This is a genomic window from Nitrospirillum bahiense, assembly GCF_007828025.1.
GTDB lineage: Bacteria > Pseudomonadota > Alphaproteobacteria > Azospirillales > Azospirillaceae > Nitrospirillum > Nitrospirillum amazonense.
In genome coordinates, this window is sequence record NZ_VITO01000004.1 from 288,428 (window position 1) to 314,457 (window position 26,030).

Annotated in this window: 22 protein-coding genes and 1 tRNA gene; 18 read left to right on the top strand and 5 right to left on the bottom strand. The window is 67.9% G+C overall.

Annotated features, from left to right (window positions below; translation table 11 throughout):
- Positions 1-134 precede the first annotated feature (134 nt).
- The 6 genes from lipA (at position 135) to FBZ88_RS08185 (ending at position 5,483) form a co-directional block, all read left to right on the top strand.
- Entirely contained in the window at positions 135-1,121 is a 987-nt protein-coding gene (gene lipA / locus FBZ88_RS08160) for a lipoyl synthase (protein ID WP_145616303.1), read from the top strand.
- Positions 1,122-1,126: 5 nt separating this feature from the next.
- Positions 1,127-1,588 (top strand): type II toxin-antitoxin system RatA family toxin, encoded by a 462-nt coding sequence (locus FBZ88_RS08165; RefSeq protein ID WP_145616304.1) that lies wholly within the window; start codon positions 1,127-1,129, stop codon positions 1,586-1,588.
- A gap of 108 nt (positions 1,589-1,696) precedes the next feature.
- A complete protein-coding gene (locus FBZ88_RS08170; protein WP_145616306.1) occupies positions 1,697-1,954 on the top strand; it encodes a type II toxin-antitoxin system Phd/YefM family antitoxin in 258 nt (85 codons plus the stop codon).
- Between the two features lie 33 nt (positions 1,955-1,987).
- On the top strand, positions 1,988-2,395 hold the full coding sequence (locus FBZ88_RS08175) for a hypothetical protein (RefSeq protein WP_246138558.1): 408 nt from the start codon (positions 1,988-1,990) through the stop codon (positions 2,393-2,395).
- Positions 2,396-2,500: 105 nt separating this feature from the next.
- Positions 2,501-4,648: a S9 family peptidase gene (locus FBZ88_RS08180; protein ID WP_246138559.1), complete on the top strand. Its 2,148-nt coding sequence runs from the start codon at positions 2,501-2,503 to the stop codon at positions 4,646-4,648.
- 106 nt (positions 4,649-4,754) lie between these two features.
- Positions 4,755-5,483, top strand: a complete 729-nt coding sequence (locus FBZ88_RS08185; RefSeq protein ID WP_246138560.1) for an SDR family NAD(P)-dependent oxidoreductase — start codon at positions 4,755-4,757, stop codon at positions 5,481-5,483.
- A gap of 5 nt (positions 5,484-5,488) precedes the next feature.
- On the opposite strand, the gene rtcR is transcribed toward FBZ88_RS08185, so the two are convergent.
- Positions 5,489-7,081 (bottom strand): RNA repair transcriptional activator RtcR, encoded by a 1,593-nt coding sequence (gene rtcR / locus FBZ88_RS08190; RefSeq protein WP_145616310.1) that lies wholly within the window; start codon positions 7,079-7,081, stop codon positions 5,489-5,491.
- A gap of 251 nt (positions 7,082-7,332) precedes the next feature.
- Between rtcR and FBZ88_RS08195 the strand changes: the two genes are divergently transcribed.
- The 4 genes from FBZ88_RS08195 (at position 7,333) to rtcA (ending at position 11,954) form a co-directional block, all read left to right on the top strand.
- The gene (locus FBZ88_RS08195) at positions 7,333-8,892 is read left to right on the top strand and encodes a vWA domain-containing protein (protein WP_145616312.1); all 1,560 of its coding nucleotides are present in this window, start codon (positions 7,333-7,335) and stop codon (positions 8,890-8,892) included.
- A gap of 305 nt (positions 8,893-9,197) precedes the next feature.
- Positions 9,198-9,280, top strand: a tRNA-Cys gene (locus FBZ88_RS30150).
- 397 nt (positions 9,281-9,677) lie between these two features.
- Positions 9,678-10,910: an RtcB family protein gene (locus FBZ88_RS08200; RefSeq protein ID WP_145616314.1), complete on the top strand. Its 1,233-nt coding sequence runs from the start codon at positions 9,678-9,680 to the stop codon at positions 10,908-10,910.
- Positions 10,911-10,940: 30 nt separating this feature from the next.
- Positions 10,941-11,954, top strand: coding sequence for an RNA 3'-terminal phosphate cyclase (gene rtcA / locus FBZ88_RS08205; RefSeq protein WP_145616316.1), 1,014 nt, complete (start codon positions 10,941-10,943; stop codon positions 11,952-11,954).
- A 16-nt stretch (positions 11,955-11,970) separates the two neighbouring features.
- Here the strand turns inward: rtcA and FBZ88_RS08210 are convergent, their stop codons facing one another.
- Positions 11,971-12,633, bottom strand: coding sequence for a hypothetical protein (locus FBZ88_RS08210; RefSeq protein ID WP_145616319.1), 663 nt, complete (start codon positions 12,631-12,633; stop codon positions 11,971-11,973).
- A 4-nt stretch (positions 12,634-12,637) separates the two neighbouring features.
- Positions 12,638-13,630: an MBL fold metallo-hydrolase gene (locus tag FBZ88_RS08215; RefSeq protein ID WP_145616321.1), complete on the bottom strand. Its 993-nt coding sequence runs from the start codon at positions 13,628-13,630 to the stop codon at positions 12,638-12,640.
- 227 nt (positions 13,631-13,857) lie between these two features.
- Here FBZ88_RS08215 and FBZ88_RS08220 point away from each other — a divergent pair, with 227 nt between their 5' ends.
- Positions 13,858-14,634 (top strand): alpha/beta hydrolase, encoded by a 777-nt coding sequence (locus FBZ88_RS08220; protein ID WP_186464276.1) that lies wholly within the window; start codon positions 13,858-13,860, stop codon positions 14,632-14,634.
- 11 nt (positions 14,635-14,645) lie between these two features.
- Here FBZ88_RS08220 and FBZ88_RS08225 read toward each other — a convergent pair whose 3' ends face one another.
- Positions 14,646-15,137 (bottom strand): CinA family protein, encoded by a 492-nt coding sequence (locus FBZ88_RS08225; protein WP_145616325.1) that lies wholly within the window; start codon positions 15,135-15,137, stop codon positions 14,646-14,648.
- Between the two features lie 4 nt (positions 15,138-15,141).
- A complete protein-coding gene (locus FBZ88_RS08230) occupies positions 15,142-16,317 on the bottom strand; it encodes a bifunctional 2-C-methyl-D-erythritol 4-phosphate cytidylyltransferase/2-C-methyl-D-erythritol 2,4-cyclodiphosphate synthase (RefSeq protein WP_145616327.1) in 1,176 nt (391 codons plus the stop codon).
- A gap of 251 nt (positions 16,318-16,568) precedes the next feature.
- On the opposite strand from FBZ88_RS08230, the gene dusB reads away from it, so the two are divergent.
- From dusB to FBZ88_RS08265, 7 genes are all read left to right on the top strand, one after another.
- Positions 16,569-17,660 carry a tRNA dihydrouridine synthase DusB gene (gene dusB, locus FBZ88_RS08235; RefSeq protein WP_145616328.1) on the top strand — a complete coding sequence of 364 codons (1,092 nt, stop codon included), beginning with the start codon at positions 16,569-16,571 and terminating at the stop codon, positions 17,658-17,660.
- Positions 17,660-18,784 (top strand): two-component system sensor histidine kinase NtrB, encoded by a 1,125-nt coding sequence (locus tag FBZ88_RS08240; protein WP_145616330.1) that lies wholly within the window; start codon positions 17,660-17,662, stop codon positions 18,782-18,784. Before dusB ends, FBZ88_RS08240 begins: the two co-directional genes overlap by 1 nt.
- A gap of 3 nt (positions 18,785-18,787) precedes the next feature.
- Positions 18,788-20,242: a nitrogen regulation protein NR(I) gene (gene ntrC, locus FBZ88_RS08245; protein ID WP_004271807.1), complete on the top strand. Its 1,455-nt coding sequence runs from the start codon at positions 18,788-18,790 to the stop codon at positions 20,240-20,242.
- Positions 20,243-20,577: 335 nt separating this feature from the next.
- Entirely contained in the window at positions 20,578-22,929 is a 2,352-nt protein-coding gene (locus FBZ88_RS08250) for a sensor histidine kinase NtrY-like (RefSeq protein ID WP_145616332.1), read from the top strand.
- 17 nt (positions 22,930-22,946) lie between these two features.
- On the top strand, positions 22,947-24,350 hold the full coding sequence (gene ntrX, locus FBZ88_RS08255) for a nitrogen assimilation response regulator NtrX (RefSeq protein WP_145609327.1): 1,404 nt from the start codon (positions 22,947-22,949) through the stop codon (positions 24,348-24,350).
- Between the two features lie 65 nt (positions 24,351-24,415).
- The gene (locus tag FBZ88_RS08260) at positions 24,416-25,288 is read left to right on the top strand and encodes a D-amino-acid transaminase (RefSeq protein ID WP_145616334.1); all 873 of its coding nucleotides are present in this window, start codon (positions 24,416-24,418) and stop codon (positions 25,286-25,288) included.
- Positions 25,285-25,986, top strand: a complete 702-nt coding sequence (locus tag FBZ88_RS08265; protein WP_246138561.1) for an HAD family hydrolase — start codon at positions 25,285-25,287, stop codon at positions 25,984-25,986. The genes FBZ88_RS08260 and FBZ88_RS08265 overlap by 4 nt, the downstream gene beginning before the upstream one ends.
- Positions 25,987-26,030: the final 44 nt, after the last annotated feature.

A 26,030-nucleotide genomic window follows, 5' to 3' on the forward strand; every position in this document is an offset into this window, starting at 1 on the left:
GAGTTGAGGGGGAGAGTGCTGGGGCGATATCGGGGTCGGAACGGAGGGGCGATGCATGCGTGGGGTTCGCCCGGCGCACTTGGCCTTCCGCTCCGGCCCCCTTATGTTTCAGGAACATTCGTTTCAAAGGCTGCATGCCCATGACCGCCGACAAGATCCGCCATCCGGAAAAGCAGAACCGCCCGGACAACCCCATCCAGCGCAAGCCGGAATGGTTGCGGGTGAAGGCCCCGGCCGGCGGCGTGTTCAACGAGACGCGCAACCTGATGCGCGGCCTGAAGCTGAACACGGTGTGTGAGGAGGCGGCGTGCCCCAACATCGGGGAATGCTGGAAGCAGCGCCACGCCACCTTCATGATCCTGGGCGCCGTCTGCACCCGCGCCTGCGCCTTCTGCAATGTGGCCACCGGCCGGCCGGACCTGCTGGACCCGCATGAGCCCGACAACGTGGCCGAGGCCGTGGCGCGGCTGAAGCTGCAGCACGTGGTGGTCACCTCCGTCGACCGCGACGACCTGCCCGACGGCGGCGCCGGGCATTTCGCCCGCACCATCCGCGCCATCCGCCGCGAGGCGCCAGAGGCCACCATCGAGGTGCTGACGCCCGACTTCATGAAGAAGCAGGGCGCCATCGAGACGGTGGTGGAGGCCCGCCCCGACGTCTTCAACCATAATCTGGAGACGGTGCCGCGCCTGTACCCGGGCATCCGCCCCGGCGCCCGCTATTTCACCTCGCTGTCCCTGTTGTCGCGCGTGCGTGAGCTGGACCCCAGCATCTTCACCAAGTCCGGCATCATGGTCGGCCTGGGCGAAACCAAGGAAGAGGTGGGCCAGGTCATGGACGACCTGCGCGCGGCGGATGTGGACTTCATCACCATCGGCCAGTACCTGGCGCCCACGCCCAAGCATGCGCCGGTGGACCGTTTCGTTACCCCGGATGAGTTCGCCAGCTATGCAACCATGGCCCGGGGCAAGGGTTTCCTGATGGTGTCCAGCTCCCCGCTGACCCGTAGCAGCCATCACGCCGGCGACGATTTCGTGAAGCTGCGCGCCGCCCGCGAGGCCAAGCTGGCCGGTCGCCCGCTGCCTGTAGCGGCCGCTGCCGCCGAAGCCGCCGCCGAGTAAGCCTCATGCCCACGCATGCCGAGAAGCGCGTCCTGCCCTACACGCCGGAACAGCTGTTCCAGCTGGTGGCGGACGTGGAGAAGTATCCTGAGTTCCTGCCCTGGGCGGTGGCGGCCCGCATCCGCCGCCGCGAGGGCAATACCTTCTGGGCCGACCTGGTGATCGGCTTCAAGATGGTGCGGGAGCGCTTCACCTCCAAGGTGGTGCTGAGCGAGCCCGGCCGCCGCATCGACGTGGCCTATACCGAGGGCCCGTTCCACTACCTGAACAACCACTGGATCTTCGAGCCGCACGCCGACGGCTGCCTCTTGGACTTCTACGTGGATTTCGAGTTCCGCAACCTCATCCTGCAGAAGATCATCGGCGCCCTGTTCGGCGAAGCCGTCCGCCGCATGGTCGCCGCCTTCGAGGCCCGGGCGCACCAGCTGTACGGCGCGCCCGGCGGCCGGCCGGTGAACGCCGTCTAAGGCGGGGCGGACTTTCGGACTGATTGACTGTTCAGGGCGTCCCACCCATTTGCTCGTTATGGGCAAATTGCATAAACTGCTCAGATCGACGCGGTGGGAGCGGTGGAAATGCTAAAGGTATCGGCGACTGACTTTCAGCGCGATATTGGGCGCTATCAGGACATCGCCCAGCGTGAACCGGTGGCGGTCATCCGTGACGGCCGGGAGCCGACCATTCTGATTTCCACTGAGGAATATGCACGTCTCAAACGACGCGATCGGCAAGTACTCGCGCTGAGTGACTTCACGGATGCCGACATTGAGGCGTTGGAGCGCTCGCGTCCCGACCCACGGGCCGCGACATTCGACGCTGAAAATCCTCATTGAGCTGTGGCTTTTCCAAAACCGACGCAGGGGCTGGTGCTGCGCTACAGTTATTTGTGGCGACGGGAGTATTTGCGCGGCCAGGATGAGGGCAGCAAAGATCGGCCGTGTGCTGTCATTCTTGTGACGGCCACGCAGGACGGCGATGAAGTGGTGACGGTTCTCCCGGTCACGCATTCATTCCCTTCCAACCCCGATCACGCAGTTGAAATTCCATCCGCCACGAGGCACCGATTGGGCTTGGATGGCGAGCGGTCATGGGTGGTCCTTACCGAAGCCAACCGCTTTGTCTGGCCGGGGCCCGATCTGCGGCCACTACGCCCCGGCGACGCAGCCAGCGTTGTCTATGGGCTACTGCCTTACAGCTTGATGGACACGATCCGTCTCAAATTCATTGCGTTGTTGAAGGCGAACCGCGAAGCCGTCGTGCATCGGACCGAGTAGGTGGTCTGGACGCGACGACTTAACCCAGGCTTAAATTTTGATGCCGCTCTACCTCCCTGGTATGGTTACCCCCAACGTGGGAACCATAAACAGGCAGGGATAAGAATGAGGCATTCTGTGATGCGCGCGCTGGCGGGCGCGCTGTTGGTCGGCTGCGCCTTCACGGCGCTGGGCGCGTCGGCCCAGGAGAAAAAGCCCCTCACGCACGAGACCCTGTGGATGATGAAGCGCGTGGGCGCGCCCATCACCAGCCCCAACGGCAAGTGGGTGCTGTTTTCCGTGGTCGAGCCTTCCTATGAGCAGGATAAGTCGGTCACCGACCTGTGGCTGGTGCCGACCGACGGCAGTGCCGCCCCCCGGCGCCTGACCAACACCAAGGGCGGCGAGAACGACCCCGTCTGGTCGCCCGACAGCGGCAGCATCGCCTTCGCCGCCAAGCGCGAGGGTGATGAGGTCGAGCAGATCTATGTGCTGGACCTGGCCCAGGGTGGGGAGGCGCGGCGTGTCACCACCGTGTCCACCGGCGCCGGCCACCCGCAATGGCGCCCAGACGGCAAGGCCATCCTGTTCGAGAGCCGCGTTTTCCCCGGTGCCACGGATGATGAGGCCAACAAGAAGATCGCGGCGGAGCGCAAGGCCCGCAAATACAACGTCCGCACCTATGAGCATTTCCCGGTGCGGTACTGGAACGAATGGCTGGACGACCGGCAGCCCACGGTGATGGTGCAGGGGCTGGAGCCAGGGGCCGTGGCCAAGGACATCCTGTCGCCCACGGCCTTCGCCCACACCGATGGTTTCAGCGGCATGCAGGGGGAGAGCAGCGTCTCGCTGTCCCCCATCTGGAGCCCGGACGGCACCGAGATCGTCTTCCAGGCGACGCAGGCGCGCTGGAACGCCGCCTTCGCCCATGTGCCCTATCATCTCTACCGCATCCCGGCGGCGGGCGGGGCGGAACCGCGAGAGATCACGACAGCGCCTGGCGGCTATGGCCACGCGGCCTTCAGCCCGGACGGCAAGAACCTCTACTTCACCTACATGCCGCAGAACGAGGAGGTATACAACCTGCCGCGCCTCTCCCGGGTGGCTTGGCCGGCCGGTGGTGCCGCCACCCTGGTGGCGCGCGACTTCGACCGCCAGCCGACGCAATACGCCCTGTCGCCCGACAGCCGCACCGTCTATCTGCTGGCGCCCGACGGCGCGTCGGAGAACCTGTACAGCGTGCCGGCCGAGGGCGGCAAACCTGCCCTGGTGGCCCAGCCCAAGGTCGGCGGCTACACCGCGCTGTCCCTGCCCAAGTCGGGCAAGCTGCAGCTGATCGCCCAGTACGGCAGTTCGGTGAACCCGGCAGAAATCGTGAGGATCGATCCCAATGGGAAAGCCAGCGGGATGGAAGGCGAGAAGGGTGGACATACCAACCTGACCAATATCGACACCGCCATCGCCGCCGGTATCGACTGGCAGCCGCCGCGGCACTTCACCTTCACCTCGGCCAAGGGGCGGACCATCCACAGCATGATCGTGCTGCCGCCCCATTTCGATCCCAACATGAAATACCCGCTGTTCGTCTTCATCCACGGCGGGGCGGCCAGCAACAACCCGGATCAGATCGGCCTGCGCTGGAACTATCACCTGCTGGCGGCCAGCGCCGGCGGCACCGTCATCCTGATGACGGACTACACGGGCTCCACTGGCTTCGGCGAGGCGTTCGCCCAAGCCATCAAGCTGGACCCGCTGAAGACCCCGGCCGATGAGATCAACCAGGCGGCGGATGAGGCCATCAGGCGCTTCCCCTTCATCGACGCCAGCCGCCAGTGCGCCGGCGGCGCCAGCTACGGCGGCCACCTGACCAACTGGCTGGAGGCCACCACCACCCGCTACCGCTGCCTGGTCAGCCACGCCGGTGAGGTCGATTTGCTGACCCAGTGGGGCGAGAGCGACGGCATCTATAATCGCGAGATCAACAACGGCGGCCCGCCCTGGGAAGGCAACGCCATCTGGCGCGAGCAGAGCCCCATCACCTATGCGGCCAACTGGAAGACGCCCATGCTGATGAGCATCGGCGAGCGCGATTACCGCGTGCCCCTGGGCAACACGCTGGAGGCCTGGGCGGTGCTGCAGCACCAGCACGTGCCCAGCCGCCTGCTGGTCTGGCCCGACGCCTGGCACTGGATCACCAAGCCCGAGGACAGCCGCCACTTCTACCAGGAGGTGGGGGACTGGCTGACCAAGTACCTGCAGGCGACCTCACCTTAAGGCTAGGGACTGATCCTTTTCGCCGTCTTACGCGTACCGCTCACGACCTCTGGTCCACCCGGGCCGGCGGTGTGGTGGCGTGGTTGGGATGCGTGAGGGTGATGGAATGATGGGCTACAACGGTCTGGCGCCGGACGGATGCGCCCTGGTGGTCGGGGCAGGGGGGCTGGGCCGGGCCCTGGCCGTCGCGTTGGAGGAACGTGGCGCCCATGCCCATGTGATCCTGACCGGCAGGCGGGAGGACCCGCCCTGCGACATCACCGACGAACGCGCGGTGGCCGCCCTGGCCCAGCGGGTATGGGACACGGGCCTGTCCCTGCGCACCGTCATCGTCGCGTCGGGTTTCCTGCACGGGCCGGGGCCGGAGCCGTATCAGGCCTTCGCCCCGGAGAAGACCTGGCGCCAGCTGGACCCCGCCCACATGGCGCACGCCTTCGCCGTCAACACCATCGGTCCGGCGCTGCTGGCCAAGCACCTGCTGCCCCTATTCCCAGCCAGCCGGCGCTGCGTCTTCGCCGCCCTGTCCGCCAAGGTCGGCTCCATCACCGACAACAGCGCCGGCGGCTGGTATGCCTATCGCGCCAGCAAGGCCGCGCTGAACCAGATCATCCGCACCGCGGCCATCGAGTTGGCCCGAACCCGCCCCCTGTCGCTCTGCGTTGCCGTCCACCCCGGCACCGTGGACACGCCCCTGTCGGCCCCCTTCGCCAAAACCGGCTTGGAGGTGCGCAAGCCGGACCGGGCGACATCGCAAATCCTGGACATGCTGGACCGCCTGACCCCCGATGACACCGGCCGCTTCTGGGCGTACGACGGGCGGGAACTGCCGTGGTGACGGGCTCAGGCCCCCGCCAGGGCCGCCCACTCCAACCCGAACCGCTGCAGATACTTCCGCAGCCGGTCGGCGTCGTTCGATGACGCGCGGCGGGTGCGCGACGCGCTGAACAGGGTGCGGCCGGCTTCCGACAGGCTGCGGCAGGTGCGGCAGACGCGGACAACCTCGGCCAGTTGCACCCGGTCGAAGGGGTCGAGGGTGGCTAGGATGTCGGCGGCCAGTAGGATGGCCAAGCCGTCATCCGGCGCGGCGGGGCCCCACAGGCGGCGTAGACGGGCGATCTCTTGCTCCACCATGTCCTGGTCGATGCGGGCTGAGGGGGCCAAGGTGGCCATGCGGGTGACGCTGGCGGCGAGATCGCGGAAGTTGCCAGGCCAGGGCGCGTCGGGACCGGTGGCGAAGGCCAGGTAGCGCGCCCGCGCCTCCTTGTTGAAGGTCACGCGCTGGCCATCGCGCTGGGCGTGGCGGTCCAGTTCATAGTCCAGGTTGGGCTCGATATCCTCCCGGCGCTGGGCCAGGCCGGGCAGGGTGAAGGTCCACAGGTTCAGGCGGGCGTAGAGGTCGTCGCGAAAGGCGCCCTTGGCCACGGCGGCGCCTAGATCGCGGTTGGTGCCAGCGATCAGCTGGAAGTCCGACGCCACCTCCTTATCCGAGCCCACGGGCAGGAAGCGCTTGTCCTCGATGGCGCGCAGGATCATGGCCTGCTCGTCCAGGCCCAATTCCCCGATCTCATCCAGGAACAGCATGCCGGTGTCGGCGGCGCGCAGCAGGCCGGGCCGGTCGCTGACGGCGCCGGTGAAGGCACCCTTGCGGTGGCCGAACAGGGCGGACATGGCGCCCTCGCCCCGCAGGGTGGCGCAGTTCACCTCCACGAACGGGCCCGCCACCTGATGCTTCAGGCGCTTCAGCTCATAGACGCGGCGGGCCAGGTGGCTCTTGCCGGCGCCGGTGGGGCCCATCAGCAGCAGGGGCGCCTTGCTGCGCAGGGCCACGCGCTCGATCTCATCCACCATGCGGTTGAAGGCGGCGTTGCGCGTCTCGATGCCGGACTTCAGGAAGGAGGAGCCCTCTGCCGCCGCCGCCGCGAACCGGGTGGCGATGCTGTCATAGCGCGACAGGTCCAGATCGATGGCGCTCCACTCCCCCGCCGGGTTGAGGCCCTCGCCACGGGAGGGTTGGGTCTGCAGCAGGCGTCCGGGCAGGAAACGCGCCTCCGTCAGCAGGAACAGGCAGATCTGGATGACATGGGTGCCGGTGGTGATGTGGACCAGATAGTCCTCCTGCTCCGGCTCGAAGGGGAAGGCGCGGGCGAAGTCCAGCAGCTTGCCGTAGACCTCCTCGAAGTCCCACGGGTTGGTGAAGCCCAAGGTGCGCTGTTCCACCGTCGTCTCGGGGGAGACGGTGCGGATGTCCTCCACCACCTGCTCGGCCAAGCGGCCGTGCCGCTCCCCATGCAGCAGCACGAAGCGGTCCACCCGCAAATCCTCATGCATGCAGATACCCACGCTGGGCCGCCATTTCTGCCAGCGGCTGGGCCCGAACTTGGCGGCGTCCAGGGTGGAGCCCAGGAAACCGATGACGGTGAGGGGGCGGGACACAGGACTTATCCATTTTTATAAAGTCGTATCGTTTAATATCCTATTTTCTTGATCACCAAAAGAGGCTTTACGGACGCCGATTTTGAATATCCGATGAATAATCGTTTATTATCAATATGATGTAAAATTTCCTCATTCTATCACCGCTCTCTGGCACGGCCGTTGCTCTATATCCCGGCATCGGATCGGGGCCGCCGGAATGTGCCGGCGGCCCCCGGGGCGGTAAGCCCCAGGAGAGAGGAGTGAGGACCATGGCCAACAAGCAGCTGTTCGCGTCGATGATCGCGAAACTGATGCCGGATACGCGGAACCGCGAGGGCGCGCCGGCCTACAGCTATGGTCCGGAGCACAAGCTGGCCCAGCTGGCCGCCACCGGCACGCTGAACGATGGTTTTTATGGCACGGCCGAGGCCCAGTTGGCCGAGGTGCTGGCGGTGGCGAAGGCCGTTGACCCGCGCTTCGTGGCCCAGGCCGCCGTCTACGCCCGCACCAGGGGGGTGATGAAGGACATGCCGGCGTTGCTGACCGCCTGGCTGACCGTGGCCGATCCCGACCTGTCGGTGGCCGTGTTCCGCCGCGTCATCGACAATGGCCGCATGCTGCGCACCTTCGTGCAGATCATGCGGTCCGGCGTGGTGGGCCGCACCTCCCTGGGGACGCGACCCAAGCGTCTGGTGACCCAGTGGCTGGAGCAGGCGTCGATGGCGCAGTTGATGCGGGCGGCCACGGGCAATGACCCGTCGCTGGCCGATATCGTCAAGATGGTGCACCCCAAGCCGGTCGACGCGACCGCCCGCGCCTTCTATGGCTGGCTGATCGGCAAGCCGTATGACGTGGCGGCCCTGCCCGTGGAGGTCGCGGCGTTCGAGGCCTGGAAACGGGACCGCTCGCTGCCCCTGCCGCCGGTGCCCTTCGAATGGCTGACGGCCGAACCGCTGACGCCTGCGCAATGGGCGGAGGTGGCGGACCGCATGGGCTGGCAGGCGCTGCGCATGAACCTGAACACCCTGGCGCGCCACGGCGCGTTCGCGGTGGACGGGTTGGCGGAGCGTGTCGCCGCCCGGCTGGCGGATGCCGAAGCCATCGCCAAGGCCCGTGTCCTGCCCTATCAGCTGATGGCGGCGCGGGGCATGGTGGCCAAAGACGTGCCGCTCATGGTGGTCGCGGCGCTGGAGACGGCGCTGGAACTGTCGCTGGCATCCGTGCCGGTGCTGCCCGGCCGCGTGGTGGTGTGCCCCGACGTGTCGGGGTCCATGGCCAGTCCCATTACCGGTCACCGCAAGGGGGCGACGACGGCGGTGCGCTGCATCGATGTCGCGGCCCTGGTGGTGGCGGCGGTGATGCGGCGCAACCCCGGTACCCTGGTGCTGCCGTTCGAGACCAAGGTGGTGCCGCTGGACCTGGACCCCCGGGCCCCGGTGTCGGTGAACGCCACCAAGCTGGCCGCCATCGGCGGCGGCGGCACCACCGTTTCGGCCCCGCTGGCCTTGCTGAACGCGCAGCGGGCGGTGGCGGACCTGGTGGTGATCGTTTCGGACAACCAGTCCTGGGTCGACGCCCGGCGCCACGGCGCCACGGCGACGATGCAGGAGTGGGAACGCCTGAAGCGGCGCTGCCCCCGGGCCAAGCTGGTCTGCATCGACTTGCAGCCCTATGGCACCACCCAGGCGGTGGAGCGCCCCGACGTGCTGAACGTCGGCGGCTTCTCCGACGCCGTGTTCGAAACCCTGGCCCGTTTCGCCGCCGGTTATCAGGCAGGGGGCGGAGCGGATCGGGATTGGGTTGCGGAGGTGAGCGCGACGGTCGTCTGACCGGGGATGATGCGTTGGGACGTGGCGAATGCCGGATGGAACTACATCCACACCAAGCCCGTGGTAGAGCGCCCGGCCCGCGAGGGAGGGGAGATGCGGTTCGATCCCGCCTTGGAAATGTAGCTCAAGGGGCGGTTCCGTCCCCCCTGGTCGCCACGACCCAGCCCGTCCGTCCTTGGTTACCGACGGTGAATGCGGTGGGGAGTACATGTAAGGAAGGGCCGAAAGGCCTGCGGTTCGACTCCGCAGTCTCCCCATTCCCCTTGTCACCGGCGGCTCGGCCGTCGTGCTTTCCGACGCGAGCGGCGCTGGCGAATGCTGGCCGGACTACAGGTAGAGCGCCCGCCGCAAGGCGGGAGGTCGGCGGTTCAAACCCGCCTCCGGTGCGCCCTCGGGCAAATCGGGTAGCTCAGTAACAAAACGTCCGGCCATCCCTGGTCGCCAGTGTCGTTTTTCAGATCAGTCTTCCGGGCGAATGCCATGGGGAACTACAGGGGCGCCGGTTCGAGTCCGGCCAAGCCTTCGATGGCTTGTAGCTCAGTGGGTAGAGCATGTGCCGTTTCCCGCACTCTACTCGTCGCCGATTTTTGAATTCCAAAGCTTGTGGCGATCCCGGGCGAATGCCGCGGGGAACTACAGGACCACGGGGTCCGCCGGTTCGAATCCGGCCGGTCCTTCCCACGCGGAAAGATCGTAGCTCAGTTGGTAGAGCACGTGGCTGTTTCCCGCACTCTCTCGTCGCCACCCCGCCCAAGCTGCTAAACCTATGAAAGGACAAAAAGGGAATGACCATGAGTGAACATGGCTATGAGGTGACGGTGGCCGATGGCGCCGCGCCCATCAAGATGTGGACCAAGGGCGTGGCCGTGGACGACCAGGCCCGCGCCCAGCTGTCGCGGGTGGCGCGTATGCCCTTCGTGTTCAGGCATGTGGCGGCCATGCCCGACGTCCATGTCGGCATCGGCGCCACCGTCGGTTCTGTCATCCCCACACTGGGCGCCATCATCCCGGCGGCGGTGGGGGTGGACATCGGCTGTGGCATGATGGCGGCCCGCACCTCGCTGGCGGCCGCCGACCTGCCGGACACCCTGGCAGGCCTGCGTACGGCCATCGAGCGCGCGGTGCCCCATGGCCGGGACGTCGGGCGGGGCCGGCGCGACAGCGGGTCCTGGGGCGACCCGCCTGCCGACATCGTCGCGGCGTGGAGCACCCTGGCGGAACGCTTCGCCGGCATCACCGCCAAATATCCCAAGCTGGCTAGCGCCAACTCGCTGGCGCATCTGGGGACGCTGGGCACCGGCAACCACTTCATCGAGCTGTGCCTGGATGAGGCGGGACAGGTGTGGGTGATGCTGCATTCCGGATCGCGCGGGATCGGCAACGCCATCGGCACCTTCTTCATCGAACTGGCGAAGAAGGACATGCGCCGCTGGTTCATCAACCTGCCGGATGAGGATTTGGCCTACTTTCCCGAGGGCACCGACCACTTCAACGACTATGTCGAGGCGGTGGGCTGGGCCCAGGACTTCGCGGCGCTGAACCGGCGCATGATGATGACCAACGTCATCACCGCGATGCGCACCATTATCACCAAACCGTTCGACGCGGCGATGGAGGCCATCAACTGCCACCACAACTACGTCCAGCGGGAGCGTCATTTCGACCGAAACGTCCTGGTCACCCGCAAGGGGGCGGTGAACGCAGGCAGTGGGGTGATGGGCATCATCCCCGGATCCATGGGCGCCAAGTCCTATATCGTGCGCGGCAAGGGGAACGCGGAGGCGTTCAACAGCTGCTCCCACGGCGCCGGGCGCCTCATGTCCCGGCATGAGGCCAAGCGGCGCTTCACGCTGGAGGACCATGCCCACGCCACCGAGGGGGTGGAGTGCCGCAAGGACGCCGACGTCATCGATGAGACGCCGGCCGCCTACAAGCCCATCGAGGCCGTCATGGCGGCGCAGGCCGACCTGGTGGAGGTCGTTCATACGTTGAAGCAGGTCCTGTGTGTGAAAGGCTGAGGCGTCCGCACAGCACCGATGGGGGTGAATGTGATCATCATTGATGGATCGGAAGGTGAGGGCGGTGGGCAGGTGTTGCGCACCGCCCTGTCCCTGGCGCTGGTGACACGCCAGGCGTTCCGCATCGACAACATCCGCGCCAAGCGGGAGAAACCCGGCCTGATGCGCCAGCATCTCACGGCGGTGGAGGCGGCGTGCGCCATCAGCGGCGCCACCGCCGACGGGGCGGCCATCGGCGCATCCTGCCTGACCTTCACGCCGGGCCAAGTGAGGGCGGGCGACTACACCTTCGCCGTGGGCACGGCGGGCAGCACGGGCCTGGTGCTTCAGGCGCTGCTGCCGCCCCTGTTGCTGGCGGATGGCCCGTCACGCCTGGTATTGGAAGGCGGGACGCACGCCCATGCGGCACCGCCCTTCGATTTCACGGCGCAGACCTTTCTGCCACTGCTGTCCCGCATGGGGCCGGCGGTGACGGCCACGCTGGTGCGTCCGGGGTTCTACCCGGTGGGGGGCGGCCGCGTGGAGGTGTCGGTGACCCCGGCCCCCTTGCAGCCCCAGGAGTTCGTGGAGCGCGGCGTCCTGCGGGGTGTGCGCGGCCGGGCGCTGCTGTCCAACTTGCCAGCCAACATCGCGGAACGCGAGGTGGCCGCCGCCCGCCAGGTGCTGGACTGGCCGGAGGAGGCTTGGAGCGTGGAAACGGTGGCGGAGGGGCGTGGCCCCGGCAACATCCTGATGCTGTCGGCCTGTTTCGACCAGGTGACGGAGGTGGTCAGCGCTGTGGGCCGCGTCGGCTTGCGGGCGGAGGATATCGGTCGCCAGACGGCCAACCGCCTAAAGGGCTACATCGCCTCGGACGCCTTCGCCGGGCCCTATCTGGCGGATCAGCTGCTGTTGCCCCTGGCGCTGGCCGGCGGCGGTTGTTTCACCACCGTGCGGCCGACGCAGCACAGCCTGACCGGTGCCGCCATCATCCGCCGTTTCCTGGATCGCGATATCCGATTCCAGGCCCGGGAGGACGGCACGCATCTGGTAACGGTGGCGTAAGCCCCAACCGGGGCGCCTACTTGCCCACCGTCGTCACCTTGACCGCGTTCTGCGGGCCGGCGGTGATGGTGGTGCCGGTGGCGTCGGGGATGAAGCGGATGGGCACCTCGATCTGCTTGGTGCAGGTACGCAGGGTCCACACCTCGCGCCAGGGCGGGGACTTGCCGCCGGGGGCGGGGGTTGCGTCACGGTCCAGAAAGCGGGTGTCGGCCACGTATTCGCGGGCGCATCCCTCCTCGGTGGCGCCGGGGGTGATCTTCACCAGTTGATCCACCTGCTGGATGGCGTCGCGCTGCAGCAGCACGTCGGTATGCGTACCGCCGGGCAGCAGGGCGCCCATGCCGATGGATTGGCCCGCCTGCTTCCAGCCGATGACGTTCAAGGTGCGGGTGACGCTGCAGCCGGCCAAGGTCACCTGCTGGCGCCAAATGCCGGTCTGCAATTGGCCGGCGGCATCGAACACCAGCGGCTGGAACACCGCCACGTCGGTCGACACCGTGGCCTGGGCGCTGGGACAGGGCTCGTTCATGACCACGGCCGATTGCTGGGCCGTGGCCAGGGTCATCTGACGCACCCCGGGATCGGCGAACAGCCTGGCCGTGTTGGCCTGGTCATCAGCCAGGGCTGTGCCGGAAGCCAGAAGCAGGGCCAGGGCGGCGGCGATCCCGGTGCGCGTCATGGTCTCATTCCCCCAGGCTGTACTGCGCCGGTTCCCAGACATAGCTCTTGGGATCGGCCTTGCCGTCGGTGGCGTCCTTGGGTCGGACGTGGCCGATGCCGGGGAAGGACAGGTGGGCGGCGGCCACCCAATAGCCGTCCTTGGCGGCCTCGGCATAAGCCTTGGCGCGCTGCTGGTAGGCGGCGGGGCTGTCGCTGTCGAACTGGATGGTGGTGGCCGGGGTGTCGAACTGCACCGCCGCCACGTGCATCAGGTCGCCCCAGAACACCATCTTCTGCCCTTTGCTCTCGGCGGCGTAGGTGGTGTGGCCGGGCGTGTGGCCGTGTGCGGGAAGGGCGGTGATGCCGGGGAACAGCGGGGTAACGCCGTCAAAGGTCTTCAGCTTGCCGGCGGCGGCGTAGGCGTCCAGCAACTTGTGGGCGGCGGCGAAGCCACCCCGCTTGTCGGCCGGCGCCTTGGCCTCGGCCTCCGCGTTCAGCCAATGGCCCTTCTCCGCCGCGTCGACATAGACGGTGGCGTTGGGGAAGTTCATGTGGCCGTCGGTGGTCAGGCCGCCGATATGGTCGCCATGCATGTGGGTGATCAGCACGGCGTCCACCTGGTCGGGCGTGTAGCCAGCGGCCTTGAGGTTGGCCAGCAGGTTGCTGGGGGCCTTGGGGCCCAGCAGGCCGTTGGCGCCGGTGTCCACCAGGATCAGTTGCGCACCGGTGTTGATCAGGAAGGCATTGACCGAGGTCGGGGTCGGGCTGGGCTGGTGGTTGCGCGCCAGGGCGGCCCGCACCTTCTCCGGCGTGGTGTTGGTCATCAGCGTGTCGATGGGCAGCGTGGCCACCGTGTCGTTCAGCGCCGTGATCTCGAAATCGCCCAGCATCAGGCGATAATAGCCTGGCGCCTGGGTCTTCACCTGCGGGGCGGCGGCCTGGGCCACGTGGGGCAGGGACAAGGACAGCGGGGTGGTGGCCAAAGCCAAGGCCAGGCCGAGGGAACGCAGGGACATGGGGAGCGGGCTCCAACAGGCGGGTATGCTTGGCGGCAGGCGCCGCCGCCGGCCCAGACTATGCCCCCGCCTTCGATCGATGCAACTGGTGGAAAACCTTCATGCCGCTTTCTCCACCATCACCTCGGGCGCCGGCGCGCTGGTGGTGGCGGCTGGTAGTGGCGATTGACGGTCTACCCTCGAGCCCCCAAGCTTGCCCCCGGGGACCGCGGAGGGCGGGGGTGGTGATGCGGTGGCGTATCGCGGGGATGGTGGCCTGCCTGCTGCTGTTCATGATGCCGCTCGCGCCGGCGGATGATCTGGTGCATCTGGCCGCCCGTCCGTTGGCCTCTCCATCAACGGCGGAGGTGCGGCCTGGACCCCTGCGGCTGGGTGATGGCGTGGTCTATGCCCCCAAGTCCTACCAGCCCGGCCACCCCCTGCCGCTGCTGGTGATGCTGCACGGCGCCAGCCAGCGGGGCGCCGACATGGTGTTGCGTCTGGCGCGGGCAGCGGAAGCCCGTGGGGTGATCATCGCGGCCCCCGACTCCGGGGATTACACCTGGGACATGCTGGCGGCGCGCAAGCACGAGGTGGATGAGCGCTGGGGACCCCGGTATGGCACCGATCCGGCGCGCATCGATGCCTTCCTGGCCCAGGTCTTCGCCCGGTACGCCGTGGAACCGTCCCGGGTGGCGCTGGCAGGATTTTCCGACGGGGCGACCTACGCCCTGTCGCTGGGGCCGGAAAACCTGGACCTGTTTACCGCGCTGATCGCCTTTTCCCCCGGCCGTGTCGCGCCTTTGCACACCGGGGGGCGGCTGACGGACGGCGGGCAAGCGCGGGTTTTCATCAGCCACGGCAAGGACGACCGCGTGTTGCCGCTGGAGGAAACGGCGCGCACCACCGTGCCGGCGTTCAAGCGACGGGGGTTCCTGGTGGATCTGCGGGTGTTCGAGGGCGGACATACAATGCCGCCGGAGGTGGTCGAGAGCGCGTTGGACTGGTGGCTGGGTCCGGCTTAGACCGCCATGCCTCAACTCTTCGCCGCGGCCAGGCCCATCGCTAGCGCCCGTGCCACGGCGGCCAGGCGCACCGCCTCGCGGTCGCCGGGGAAGACGTGGCGTTCCACCACCACAGGGCGATCTCGGCGGGCGCAGCCGAGGTAGACCAGGCCCACCGGCTTTTCCACGCTGCCCCCGCCGGGGCCGGCGATGCCGGTGACCGACAGGGCGATGTCGGCGCGGGAGCGGGCCAGCAGCCCCTCGGCCATGGCGTGCGCCACCTCGCGGCTGACGGCGCCGTGCAGGGCGATCAGGCCGTCGGGCACGCCCAGCAGATCGATCTTGGCCTGGTTGCTGTAGGTGACCACGCCCCGGTCGACCACGGCGGAAGAGCCGGCGATGGCGGTCAGGCTGGCGGAAATCAGGCCGCCGGTGCAGGATTCGGCCGTGGCCAGCCACAGACCTTTGGCTTGGCAGGCGGCCAGCAGGCGTTCGGCCGCTTTCGTGATCTCCGCCGGGAACATGGGGTCAGACCTTCGGCGTCGGCCAGGGAAGGCGCACGGTGCAGGTCGCCATGGCGGCGATGCCCTCGCGCCGGCCGGTGAAGCCCAGGCCCTCGGTGGTGGTGGCCTTCACCGACACGCGGTCGGGCGCGATCTCCAGCAGGTCGGCCACGCGGGCCACCATGGCCTCGCGGTGGGGGCCCACCTTGGGGCGCTCGCAGATGACGGTGATGTCGCAGTGGGCGATGGCGCCGCCCTTGGCCGTCACCAGGCTGGCGGCGTGCTGCAGGAACTTGCCGCTGTTGGCGCCGCGCCAGCGCTCATCCGTGGGGGGGAAGTGGCTGCCGATGTCGCCGGCCCCTATGGCGCCCAGAATGGCGTCGGTCAGGGCGTGCAGGCCCACGTCGGCGTCGGAATGGCCCTCCAGCTTGTGGGTATGCGGCACCTTCAGGCCGCAGAGGACGATGTGGTCGCCTTCCGTGAACTTGTGCACGTCATAGCCATGGCCCACGCGTACGTCGCCCAATTCGTTCATGATGATCTTCTCCGCCCGCGCCAGATCCTCGGCATGGGTCACTTTCAGGTTGTCGGGGTTGGTGGGCACCAGGCGTACGGGGAAGCCGGCCTTCTCCGCCACGGCGGCGTCATCGGTCAGTTCCTGGCCCGCCAGGTCGCGGTGCGCCTTCAGGATGTCGGGGAAGCGGAAGCCCTGCGGGGTCAGCGCCCGCCACAGGGCGGTGCGGTCCACCGTGGCGGCCACGGCGCCATCCCGGTCCGCCCGCTTCAGCGTGTCGCTGACGCTGGCCGCCGCCAGGGCGGCCGGCACCTCGGCCAGGGCCCGGATGACGGCGGAGATGCTGGCGGCGTCCACCAGGGGCCGGGCGGCGTCGTGGATCAGCACCAGGTCATAACCGCCATCGGCGGCCGCGGCCTCCAGCCCATTGCGCACGCTGTCCTGGCGGGCCGCACCCCCGGCCACGGGCGGGGGCAGGTCCAGGCCGGCGACGGCCGCCTCATACAGGTCGCGGTGGGCCGGGTTGATCACCACCCGCACGGCCGTCACCTCCGGATGGTTCTGAAACGCGGCCACGGTGCGGGCCAGGACGGGCCGGCCGGCCAGGGACAGATATTGCTTGGGCAGGTCCCCGCCGAAGCGGGAGCCGCTGCCGGCGGCGACGATCAGGGCAAGGCAGGACGGCATGGCTGGGCAAGACACCATGAATGGGAGGCGGGCGAGGGATGGTGACAATTATCCCTATTTCCCGATGAGAGATATCTCCCCTTAAGACCTTGCCGCTAGGCTTGTTTGTCCGCCGGCGTCCACGATCTGCCATGCCACCGCGCCATACCATAGTCGCATCCGCCGTCTTCGGCGGCGTCGCTTCCCTTTGGCGGGGGCTCATGATAGCTTGAACGCCTAATTTTGTAGCAGTCATGGAAAGCGCCTAGGAAATGGGCAGTAAGTTAGCGCCGATCCAGGTCGGTCCCGTCACCATTCAGGATCCGGTGATCCTGGCGCCCATGTCGGGCGTGACCGACACGCCCTTCCGCCGCCTGGTGAAGCGCGCCGGCGCGGGCCTGGTCGTTTCCGAGATGATCGCCAGCCAGGCGATGATCCGCGCCACCCGCGAGTCCGAAAAGAAGATCGACCCCAACGCCCAGGAAGGCGTGCTGTCCGTCCAGCTGGCGGGCTGCGAGCCCGAGGTGATGGCGGAGGCGGCGAAGCTGTGCGTGGACCGGGGCGCCTCCATCATCGACATCAACTTCGGCTGCCCGGTGAAGAAGGTGGTGAACGGCTATGCCGGTTCCGCCCTGATGAAGGATGAACCGCTGGCCGGCCGCATCCTGGACGCCGTGGTCAAGGCCGTGTCCGTGCCCGTCACCCTGAAGATGCGCAAGGGCTGGGATGAGCGGAACCTGAACGCCCCGCGCCTGGCCAGGATCGCGGAGGAGTGCGGCATCCGCATGATCACCGTGCACGGCCGCACCCGCAACCAGATGTACAACGGCGTCGCCGACTGGGCCTTCATCCGCCAGGTGAAGGACGCCGTGTCGCTGCCGGTCATCGCCAACGGCGACATCGTGGACTTCCCCGACGTCACCCGCTGCCTGGAAGAGAGCGGCGCCGACGGTGTCATGATCGGCCGCGGTACCTATGGCCGCCCCTGGTTCGTCAACCAGGTCATCCAGATGCTGCGTACCGGCACGGCCCCGGCCGAGCCCACGCTGGTGGAACAGCGCGACCTGGTGCTGGAGCATTACGACGCCATCCTGGAGCATTATGGCACCGACGCCGGCCTGAAGATCGGGCGCAAGCACATCGCCTGGTATTCCAAGGGTCTCCCCGGTTCCGCCGAGTACCGTGCCAAGGTGAACACCATCGAGAGGGCGGAGCTGGTGCAGGACTTCGTGCGCGGCTGGTACCAGGACCTGCTGGACCGGGGCATCGTGGGGCGCGACCTGTCCGGCCGGGGCCTGACCGCGGAGGCCGGTTGCGACGTTGAGGACGACGACAGCGCCGGCGAAAAGAAGGTGGCGGCCTGATGGGGCGGACGGCGGCCCTGCCTGCCCCGGCGCCCGGCATGGTCGATCCCACGGCCATCCTGTCCGCCCTGCCGGAACCCATCCTGGTCATCGACCGGCAGCGCCGCATTCATTTCGCCAACCTGCAGGCGGAGGAATTCTTCGACGCCAGCGCCGCCCTGCTGGTGGGCAGCCAGCTGGACACGCTGATCCCGGGCGACAGCCCCGTCCACTCCCTGATCGATCAGGCGCGGATGACGGGCGGTAGCGTGTCGGACTACAGCATCATGCTGGAGACGCCGCGCATCGGCCTGCATTTCCTGACGGCCAAGGCGGCCCCCCTGTCCGATCCGCCGGACCTGGTGGTGCTGTCGCTGCATGAGCGGTCCATCGCCCGCAAGATCGACAACCAACTGACCCACCGGGGGGCCGCCCGCTCCGTCGTCGCCATGGCGGCCATGCTGGCGCACGAGGTGAAGAACCCGCTGTCCGGCATCCGGGGGGCGGCCCAGCTGCTGGAAGAGAACGCGTCCGAAGGGGACCGCATGCTGACCCGCCTCATCTGCGATGAGGCCGACCGCATCGTGGCCCTGGTGGACCGCATGGAGGTCTTTACCGACGGCCGGCCGCTGGAAAAGACGGCGGTGAACATCCATGGCGTGCTGGAGCACGTGCGCCGCGTGGCGCAAAGCGGCTTCGGCCGCGCCATCCGCTTCATCGAGCGCTACGACCCGTCGCTGCCGCCGGTGCTCGGCAACCGCGACCAGCTGATCCAGGTCTTCCTGAACCTGGTGAAGAACGCGGCCGAGGCCTGCCCGGAAAAGGGCGGGGAAATCGTGCTGTCCACCGCCTACCAGCATGGCGTGCGCCTGGCGGTGCCGGGGTCAGACAGCCGGGTGCACCTGCCGCTGCTGATCAGCGTGCAGGACAATGGCGACGGCATTCCGGAGGACCTGCGGGCCAACCTGTTCGATCCCTTCGTCACCACGAAGATGAACGGGACCGGCCTGGGCCTGGCGCTTGTCGCCAAGATCATCGGCGACCATGGCGGGGTCATCGATTTCGACAGCGTGCCGCGTCGCACGATCTTCAAGGTTTCGCTGCCGGTCGCCCCTGGGCGGACGGCGTCAGAGGGGGGCGTTTAATCCATGGGTCCATCCACCATCCTTGTCGCTGACGACGACAGGGCCATCCGCACTGTTCTGAACCAGGCCCTGTTGCGCCTGGGCCATGACGTGCGGGTCACCGGCAATGCCGCGACCTTGTGGCGCTGGGTCCAGGATGGGGAGGGGGACCTGGTCATCACCGACGTGGTGATGCCGGATGAGAACGGCCTGGATCTGCTGCCGCGCATCAAGAAGCTGCGCCCCGAGCTACGCGTCATCGTCATGAGCGCGCAGAACACCCTGCTGACCGCCGTGAAGGCGGCGGAGCGCGGCGCCTTCGACTACCTGCCCAAGCCCTTCGATCTGAAGGACCTGATGGGCATGGTGGAGCGCGCCCTGTCCACGCCCCAGCCGGCCCCGCCGGCGGCCGCCGGGGCCGCGGCGGCACAGGCCGAGGAGGAGGCGCTGCCCCTCATCGGCCGGTCGGCGGCCATGCAGGAGATCTACCGCGTCCTGGCCCGCCTGATGGGCACGGACCTGACGGTCATGATCACCGGCGAGTCGGGCACCGGCAAGGAACTGGTGGCCCGCGCCCTGCACGATTACGGCAAGCGGCGCAACGGCCCCTTCCTGGCGGTCAACATGGCCGCCATCCCGCGTGAACTGATCGAGTCCGAGCTGTTTGGCCATGAGAAGGGGGCCTTCACCGGCGCCACCGTGCGCTCCACCGGCCGGTTCGAGCAGGCGCAGGGCGGTACCCTGTTCCTGGACGAGATCGGCGACATGCCGCTGGACGCCCAGACCCGCCTGCTGCGCGTGCTGCAGGAGGGGGAGTACACCACGGTCGGCGGCCGCACCCCGATCAAGACCGACGTGCGCATCGTCGCCGCCACCCACCGCGACCTGCGCACCCTGATCCGCCAGGGCCAGTTCCGCGAGGATCTGTTCTATCGCCTGAACGTGGTGCCCATCCGCCTGCCGCCGCTGCGCGAGCGGACGGAGGACATCCCGGCGCTGGTCCGCCACTTCTTCGGCCTGGTGAACCAGCAGGGCCTGCCGCTGAAAAGCATGGACAACGCCGCCCTGGACCGCCTGCGCCGCCATCGCTGGCCCGGCAACGTGCGTGAGCTGGAGAATATGGTGCGGCGCCTTGCCGCGCTGTACACCCAGGAAGTCATCACCATCGATGTCATCGAGCAGGAGCTGGCGGACTTCGCGCCCGCCGCCGCCCCGGCGGAAGAGCCGCAGAACGAAGGCCTGGGGGCTGCGGTGGAGCGCCACCTGAAGGACTATTTCGCCGCCCACAAGGACGGCGTTCCGGCCGCCGGCCTGTATGACCGCGTGCTGCGCGAGGTGGAGCGGCCGCTGTTGTCCCTGTCGCTGATCGCCACCCGGGGCAACCAGATCAAGGCCGCGCATATGCTGGGCCTGAACCGCAATACCCTGCGCAAGAAGATCCGCGACCTGGACATCCAGGTGGTCCGTGGCCTGAAGTAACAGGGGACACTTCTACCAACGGGCGTAAGACGGACGGCTGGAAACACGCGTGGCATTCTGGTAACAGAGGTGGGCGCCCGGGCAACAGCAGCCCCTGCCGGGCGATACCCTCCGGCTTTGGCCGAACGGGCGTCGCCTGACGGATGTTGTCCGCACCACCTCCGCGCCGGGGGTGGCGTTTGCGCCGTGCAAACCACCGGCCTGGCAGGAACCGTGCTTCGTTTCGCCTTTTACGCGGTCTCACCCCCCGTCGCAGCGACGCCCACCCTGGCGCCGGCCCTGATCATCGCGCCTCCGGCGGTGTCCGGGGCGGCCATGGTCCGGATGTCTTTGCCATGACCGAGGTTCCTCCGGCGCTGATCACACCGCCCAGCTCCCCGGTTCCACCGCAAGTCCCTCCCAAAAGCGACAGCTGGTGGCGGCGCCTGTCCGTCTGGTCGGCCCGCCTGGGCCTGGGCAACAAGCTGGCGGTGGCCCTGGCCTTCGCCGCCGTGCTGTCAGGCTTCGCGACATACGCGGCGCTGACGCAGCAGCCGCCCTTCGGCAACAGCCCCAACACGGTCAGCCTGCTGCTGACGCTGGATGGCGCGCTGCTGCTGATGCTGCTGGCGCTCATGGCCCGGCGCATCGTCGGCCTGTGGATCGAGCGGCGCCGGGGCCTGGCCGGATCGCGGCTGCACGTGCGGCTGGTGGCGGTGTTCAGCCTGCTGGCGGTGCTGCCCGCCATCGTCATGGCCGCCTTCTCCGCCTTTTTCTTTTACCTGGGCCTGCAGTCCTGGTTCAGCGACCGGGTGCGCACGGCGGTGAATGAAAGCCTGGTGGTGGCCCAGGCCTATCTGGACGAACACCAGATCGCCATCCGCAACGACGCCTCCTGGGTGGCGAACGACCTGCTGGCCGCGCGCCAGGGGCCGCTGGTCACGCTGGACCCGCTGTTCATCTACGCCTTCCTGCGCAATGAATCCTTCCAGCGCTCCTTCACCGAGGCGGTGATCTTCGACGGGCAGGGGCGGCAGTACGGCAGCTACACCCTGGGCTCCGTCTTCCAGCCCGACGTCATGCCCAAGGAACGGCTGGAGCGGGCGCGCAAGGGCGAGGTGGATTTCGAATTCAATGAGAAGGAGAAGCGTGTCACCGCTCTGATCCGCCTGGATCCGGACTTCGACATCTTCCTGCTGCTGGGCCGTCCAGTGGAAGCCAAGGTGATGGAGCACCTGAACGCGGCCCAGACGGCGGTGCGTGAATATACCGAGCTTGAAGGCCAGCGCTTCGGCCTGCAGACCAAAATGACGCTGATCTTCATCATCGTCTCGCTGCTGCTGCTGCTGGTGGCCATCTGGGCCGGCCTGAACTTCGCCAACACCCTCATCACGCCCATCAGCGCGCTGATCATCGCGGCGGAGCGCATCCGCACCGGTGACCTGACGGCGCGCGTGCCGGAAACCCTACCGGGACCGGAGGACGAGCTGACCTCACTCAGCCGCGCCTTCAACCGCATGACCAGCCAGCTGTCGTCGCAGCGCAGCGACCTGGTGGAGGCCAACCGCCAGCTGGACCTGCGACGCCGTTTCACCGAGGCGGTGCTGGCCGGCGTGTCGGCCGGCGTCATCGGCCTGGACGAGCAGGGCTTCATCAACCTGCCCAACCAATCGGCGGCCCAACTGCTGGACATCCCCGACGTGCACGAGATGATGGGGCGGGACATCCTGGCCGTGGTGCCCGAGCTGGAAGATCTCATGTCCGCCATCCGCCGGCGCCCGTCGCGCCTGGTGGAGGGGCAGGTGCAGATCCGCCGGGGCAACACCCAGCGCACCCTGCTGGTGCGGGTGGCGGCGGACACCAGCGGCAACGGCATCCGCGGCTTCGTCATCACCTTCGACGACGTGTCGGAACTCTTGTCGGCGCAGCGCAAGGCCGCCTGGGCGGACGTCGCCCGCCGCATCGCGCATGAGATCAAGAACCCGCTGACCCCCATCCAGCTGTCGGCCGAGCGCCTGCGGCGCAAGTACCTGAAGGAAATCCAGAGCGATCCGGAGACCTTCAAGGCCATGACCGACACCATTGTCCGCCACGTGGACGACATCGGCCGCATGGTGGACGAGTTCTCCGCCTTCGCCCGCATGCCCACGCCGGTGATGAAGCCGCAGAATATCCAGGAGCTGTGCCGCCAGGCCGTATTCCTGCAGGCCACTGCCCAGTCCGGCATCAAGTTCGACAGCATCCTGCCGCCTGAGAAGGTGGAGGTGGAATGCGACGGCCGCCAGATCTCCCAGGCTCTGACCAACCTGCTGAAGAACGCGGTGGAGGCCATCGAGGGACGGATGGAGGAGGACGCGGCCGATGGCCACGACACCCCACCGGGCCATATCTCCCTGAAGGTGGAGGCCATGGACGACCACATCGTCCTGACCATCGCCGACAATGGCAGGGGCCTGCCGGCCGAGGGCCGGGACCGGCTGACGGAACCCTATGTCACCACCCGGGCCAAGGGCACCGGCCTGGGCCTGGCCATCGTGAAGAAGATCCTGGAAGACCACGGCGGCACCCTGGGGCTGGGTGACAACCCCGGTGGCGGCGCCCGCGTCACCCTGATCCTGCCGCTTGTGCAAGCGGCGGCCCCGCAGGACGCGGAAACGGCCGCCAGCCCGGCCCTGGTGGCCGGGACCAGTGCCTCCAAAAGCGTTTGACCCAAAGGCGTTGACCCATGGCGCATGATATTCTGATCGTCGATGACGAGGCCGACATCCGGATGCTGATCTCCGGCATCCTGGAAGACGAAGGCATGAAGACCCGCGAGGCGGCGGACGCCGACCAGGCGCTGGCCGCCGTCGCCGCCCGTCGCCCCAGCCTGATCATCCTGGACATCTGGCTGCAGGGCAGCCGCCTGGACGGCCTGCAGATCCTGGATGAGATGAAGCGTGATCATCCCGACGTGCCGGTGGTCATGATCAGCGGCCACGGCACCATCGAGACGGCGGTGGCGGCCCTGAAGAAGGGCGCCTACGACTTCATCGAGAAGCCGTTCAAGTCCGACCGCCTGCTGCTGCTGGTGGAGCGCGCCATCGAGGCCGCCCGCCTGCGCCGCGAGAACCGCGAGCTGCGCCTGCGGGCCGGCGGCGAGGTGGAGCTGATCGGCCGCTCGCTGATGATCAACCAGCTGCGCCAATCGCTGGACAAGGTGGCGCCCACGGGCAGCCGCGTCCTGGTCAGCGGCCCGCCGGGCAGCGGCAAGGAAATCGTGGCCCGCATCATCCATGAACACTCCCGCCGCGCCGACGGCCCCTTCGTGGCGCTGAACTGCGCCACCATGCGGCCCGACCGGCTGGAGGTTGAGCTGTTCGGGACGGAGCATCCCATCGACGGGGCGGGCCGCAAGGTCGGCACCTTCGAGCAGGCGCACGGCGGCACCCTGTTCCTGGACGAGGTGGCGGACATGCCGCTGGAAACCCAGGGCAAAATCGTGCGCGTGCTGCAGGAGCAGACGTTCGAGCGCGTGGGTGGCAGCACCCGGGTGGAGGTGGACGTCCGCGTCATCGCCAGCACCAACCGCGACCTGGCGGCGGAGATCGAGGCGGGGCAGTTCCGCCAGGACCTGTACTACCGCCTGGCGGTGGTGCCGCTGAAGGTGCCGTCGCTGCGGGAACGCCGGGAGGACATCCCCCTGCTGGCGCGCTATTTCCTGCAGCGCTCCGCCACCGCGTCGGGTCTGCCGCAGCGTGTCCTGGGCGAGGACGCCATGGCCGCCCTGCAGGCCTATGAATGGCCGGGCAATGTGCGCCAGTTGCGCAACGTCATGGACTGGCTGCTGATCATGGTGCCGGGCGATCCGGATGAGCCCATCCGTGCCGACATGCTGCCGCCGGAGATCGGCTCCATCACCCCGACGGTGCTGCGCTGGGAAAAGGGCGGGGAGATCATGTCCCTGCCGCTGCGCGACGCCCGCGAGGTGTTCGAGCGTGAATATTTGCTGGCCCAGGTCACCCGCTTCGGCGGCAACATTTCCCGCACCGCGTCCTTCGTGGGCATGGAGCGTTCGGCCCTGCACCGCAAGCTGAAGTCCCTAGGCGTGCATGGCAATGAGCGCGGCGAGGGAAAGGGTGAAGAATAGGCGTCAGTTAATTGATTTTGCCGTGATTTTTGTCGCTTCTTAAGATCTAAGGTGAGGTTTTATCCATGCCGCGGACAGCCTATGTCAACGGACGCTACGTGGCCCACGGCGACGCCCATGTCCATATCGAGGACCGGGGTTTCCAGTTTGCCGACGGTGTCTATGAGGTGGTGTCGGTGGTCAACGGCGTCTTCGCCGACGAGGACGGCCATCTGGCCCGTCTGTCCCGCTCATTGAACGAGCTGGATCTGCCCTGGCCCATGCATCCCAAGAGCCTGCGCTTCGTGATGCGCGAGGTGGCGCGCCGCAACCGGGTGCGCAACGGCTTGGTTTACGTCCAGATCACCAGGGGGCAGGCGCCGCGCGACTTCCGCTTCCCGGTGGACCCGGCACCGACGCTGGTGGTCACCTGCCGTTCCACCAAGTTCAGCGCGCCGCAGCAGCTGGAGAAGGGCGTCTCGGTCATCACCATCCCGGACATCCGCTGGGCGCGGCGCGACATCAAGTCGGTGGCCCTGCTACCGCAGGTGCTGGGCAAGCAGCGTGCGGCAGAGGAGGGCGCTTTCGAGGCCTGGCAGGTCGACCCCGACGGCACGGTGACGGAGGGCTGCTCCAGCAATGCCTGGATCGTCACCAATGACGGCGTGCTGGTCACCCGCGCCGCCAGCACCCGCATCCTGAACGGCATCACCCGCCTGTCGCTGCTGGCCGAGGCCGAGGCGGCGGGTATCCCGTTCGAGGAGAGGGCGTTCACGGTGGAAGAGGCGTACGCTGCTCGGGAAGCCCTGATCTCCAGCGCCAGCACCTTCTGCGTCCCGGTCACCCGCATCGACGGCAAGCCGGTGGGCGATGGGGTGCCGGGTCCCCTGGGGCGGCGTCTGCGCCAGGCCTATCTGGCGCATGTGGGGGTGGATGACCCTGTGGTGACCAAGCTGTGACCGTGACCGCGCGCGATATCCTGTCCGTTCCCGCCTTGGCTCTGCCGCCCCTGACGTTACCAAGGGCGGTGTTGTTCGATTGGGACAACACCCTGATCACCAACTGGCGCTGCGTCCATGCCGCCACCAACGCGGCGCTGGAAGCCTTCGGCATGCCCGCCTGGACGCTGGAGGAAAGCTACACCCGCGTGCGCCAGAGCCTGCGCGACGCCTTCCCCGCCTTGTTCGGCGACGGGTGGGAACGGGCGCGCGACATCTTCTACGCCCATTTCGAGACCCACCACCTGGACTACCTCGATCCGCTGGCGGGGGCGGGCCAGTTGCTGGAGGCGCTGTCCGCGCGCGGCGTCTATGTCGGCGTGGTCAGTAACAAGACCGGCCGCTTCCTGCGCACCGAGGCCCGGGCCCTGGGCTGGGACCGCTGGTGCGGCGCCCTGGTGGGGGCCGGTGACGCCGAAGCCGACAAGCCGCATCCGGCGCCGGTGCATCTGGCGCTGCAGCCGGCGGGCTTGGCCCCAGGGCCGGATGTGTGGTTCGTGGGCGACGCCGACGTCGATATGGAGGTCGCCCACCGCACGGGCTGCGTACCCCTCATGGTGGGGGCCACCCCGCATGGGGAGGGGGCGCTGAGCGTTTACCCGCCGCATCGCCGCTTTGCCGGCTGTGACGAACTTTGCACCTTGGTGGATGGGCTCTAGCACCCCATATCACTTCCTGTGCTAGGATGGCGGACGCTCCGGGG

Bases quoted from the DNA above. Each gene is read 5' to 3' on its own strand.
- lipA (WP_145616303.1), top strand. From the start codon at position 135: ATGCCCATGACCGCCGACAAGATCCGCCATCCGGAAAAGCAGAACCGC.
- FBZ88_RS08165 (WP_145616304.1), top strand. From the start codon at position 1,127: ATGCCCACGCATGCCGAGAAGCGCGTCCTGCCCTACACGCCGGAACAG.
- FBZ88_RS08170 (WP_145616306.1), top strand. From the start codon at position 1,697: ATGCTAAAGGTATCGGCGACTGACTTTCAGCGCGATATTGGGCGCTAT.
- FBZ88_RS08180 (WP_246138559.1), top strand. From the start codon at position 2,501: ATGAGGCATTCTGTGATGCGCGCGCTGGCGGGCGCGCTGTTGGTCGGC.
- FBZ88_RS08185 (WP_246138560.1), top strand. From the start codon at position 4,755: ATGATGGGCTACAACGGTCTGGCGCCGGACGGATGCGCCCTGGTGGTC.
- FBZ88_RS08195 (WP_145616312.1), top strand. From the start codon at position 7,333: ATGGCCAACAAGCAGCTGTTCGCGTCGATGATCGCGAAACTGATGCCG.
- FBZ88_RS08200 (WP_145616314.1), top strand. From the start codon at position 9,678: ATGACCATGAGTGAACATGGCTATGAGGTGACGGTGGCCGATGGCGCC.
- FBZ88_RS08210 (WP_145616319.1), bottom strand. From the start codon at position 12,633: ATGACGCGCACCGGGATCGCCGCCGCCCTGGCCCTGCTTCTGGCTTCC.
- FBZ88_RS08215 (WP_145616321.1), bottom strand. From the start codon at position 13,630: ATGTCCCTGCGTTCCCTCGGCCTGGCCTTGGCTTTGGCCACCACCCCG.
- FBZ88_RS08220 (WP_186464276.1), top strand. From the start codon at position 13,858: ATGCGGTGGCGTATCGCGGGGATGGTGGCCTGCCTGCTGCTGTTCATG.
- FBZ88_RS08225 (WP_145616325.1), bottom strand. From the start codon at position 15,137: ATGTTCCCGGCGGAGATCACGAAAGCGGCCGAACGCCTGCTGGCCGCC.
- FBZ88_RS08230 (WP_145616327.1), bottom strand. From the start codon at position 16,317: ATGCCGTCCTGCCTTGCCCTGATCGTCGCCGCCGGCAGCGGCTCCCGC.
- dusB (WP_145616328.1), top strand. From the start codon at position 16,569: ATGGGCAGTAAGTTAGCGCCGATCCAGGTCGGTCCCGTCACCATTCAG.
- FBZ88_RS08240 (WP_145616330.1), top strand. From the start codon at position 17,660: ATGGGGCGGACGGCGGCCCTGCCTGCCCCGGCGCCCGGCATGGTCGAT.
- ntrC (WP_004271807.1), top strand. From the start codon at position 18,788: ATGGGTCCATCCACCATCCTTGTCGCTGACGACGACAGGGCCATCCGC.
- FBZ88_RS08250 (WP_145616332.1), top strand. From the start codon at position 20,578: ATGACCGAGGTTCCTCCGGCGCTGATCACACCGCCCAGCTCCCCGGTT.
- ntrX (WP_145609327.1), top strand. From the start codon at position 22,947: ATGGCGCATGATATTCTGATCGTCGATGACGAGGCCGACATCCGGATG.
- FBZ88_RS08260 (WP_145616334.1), top strand. From the start codon at position 24,416: ATGCCGCGGACAGCCTATGTCAACGGACGCTACGTGGCCCACGGCGAC.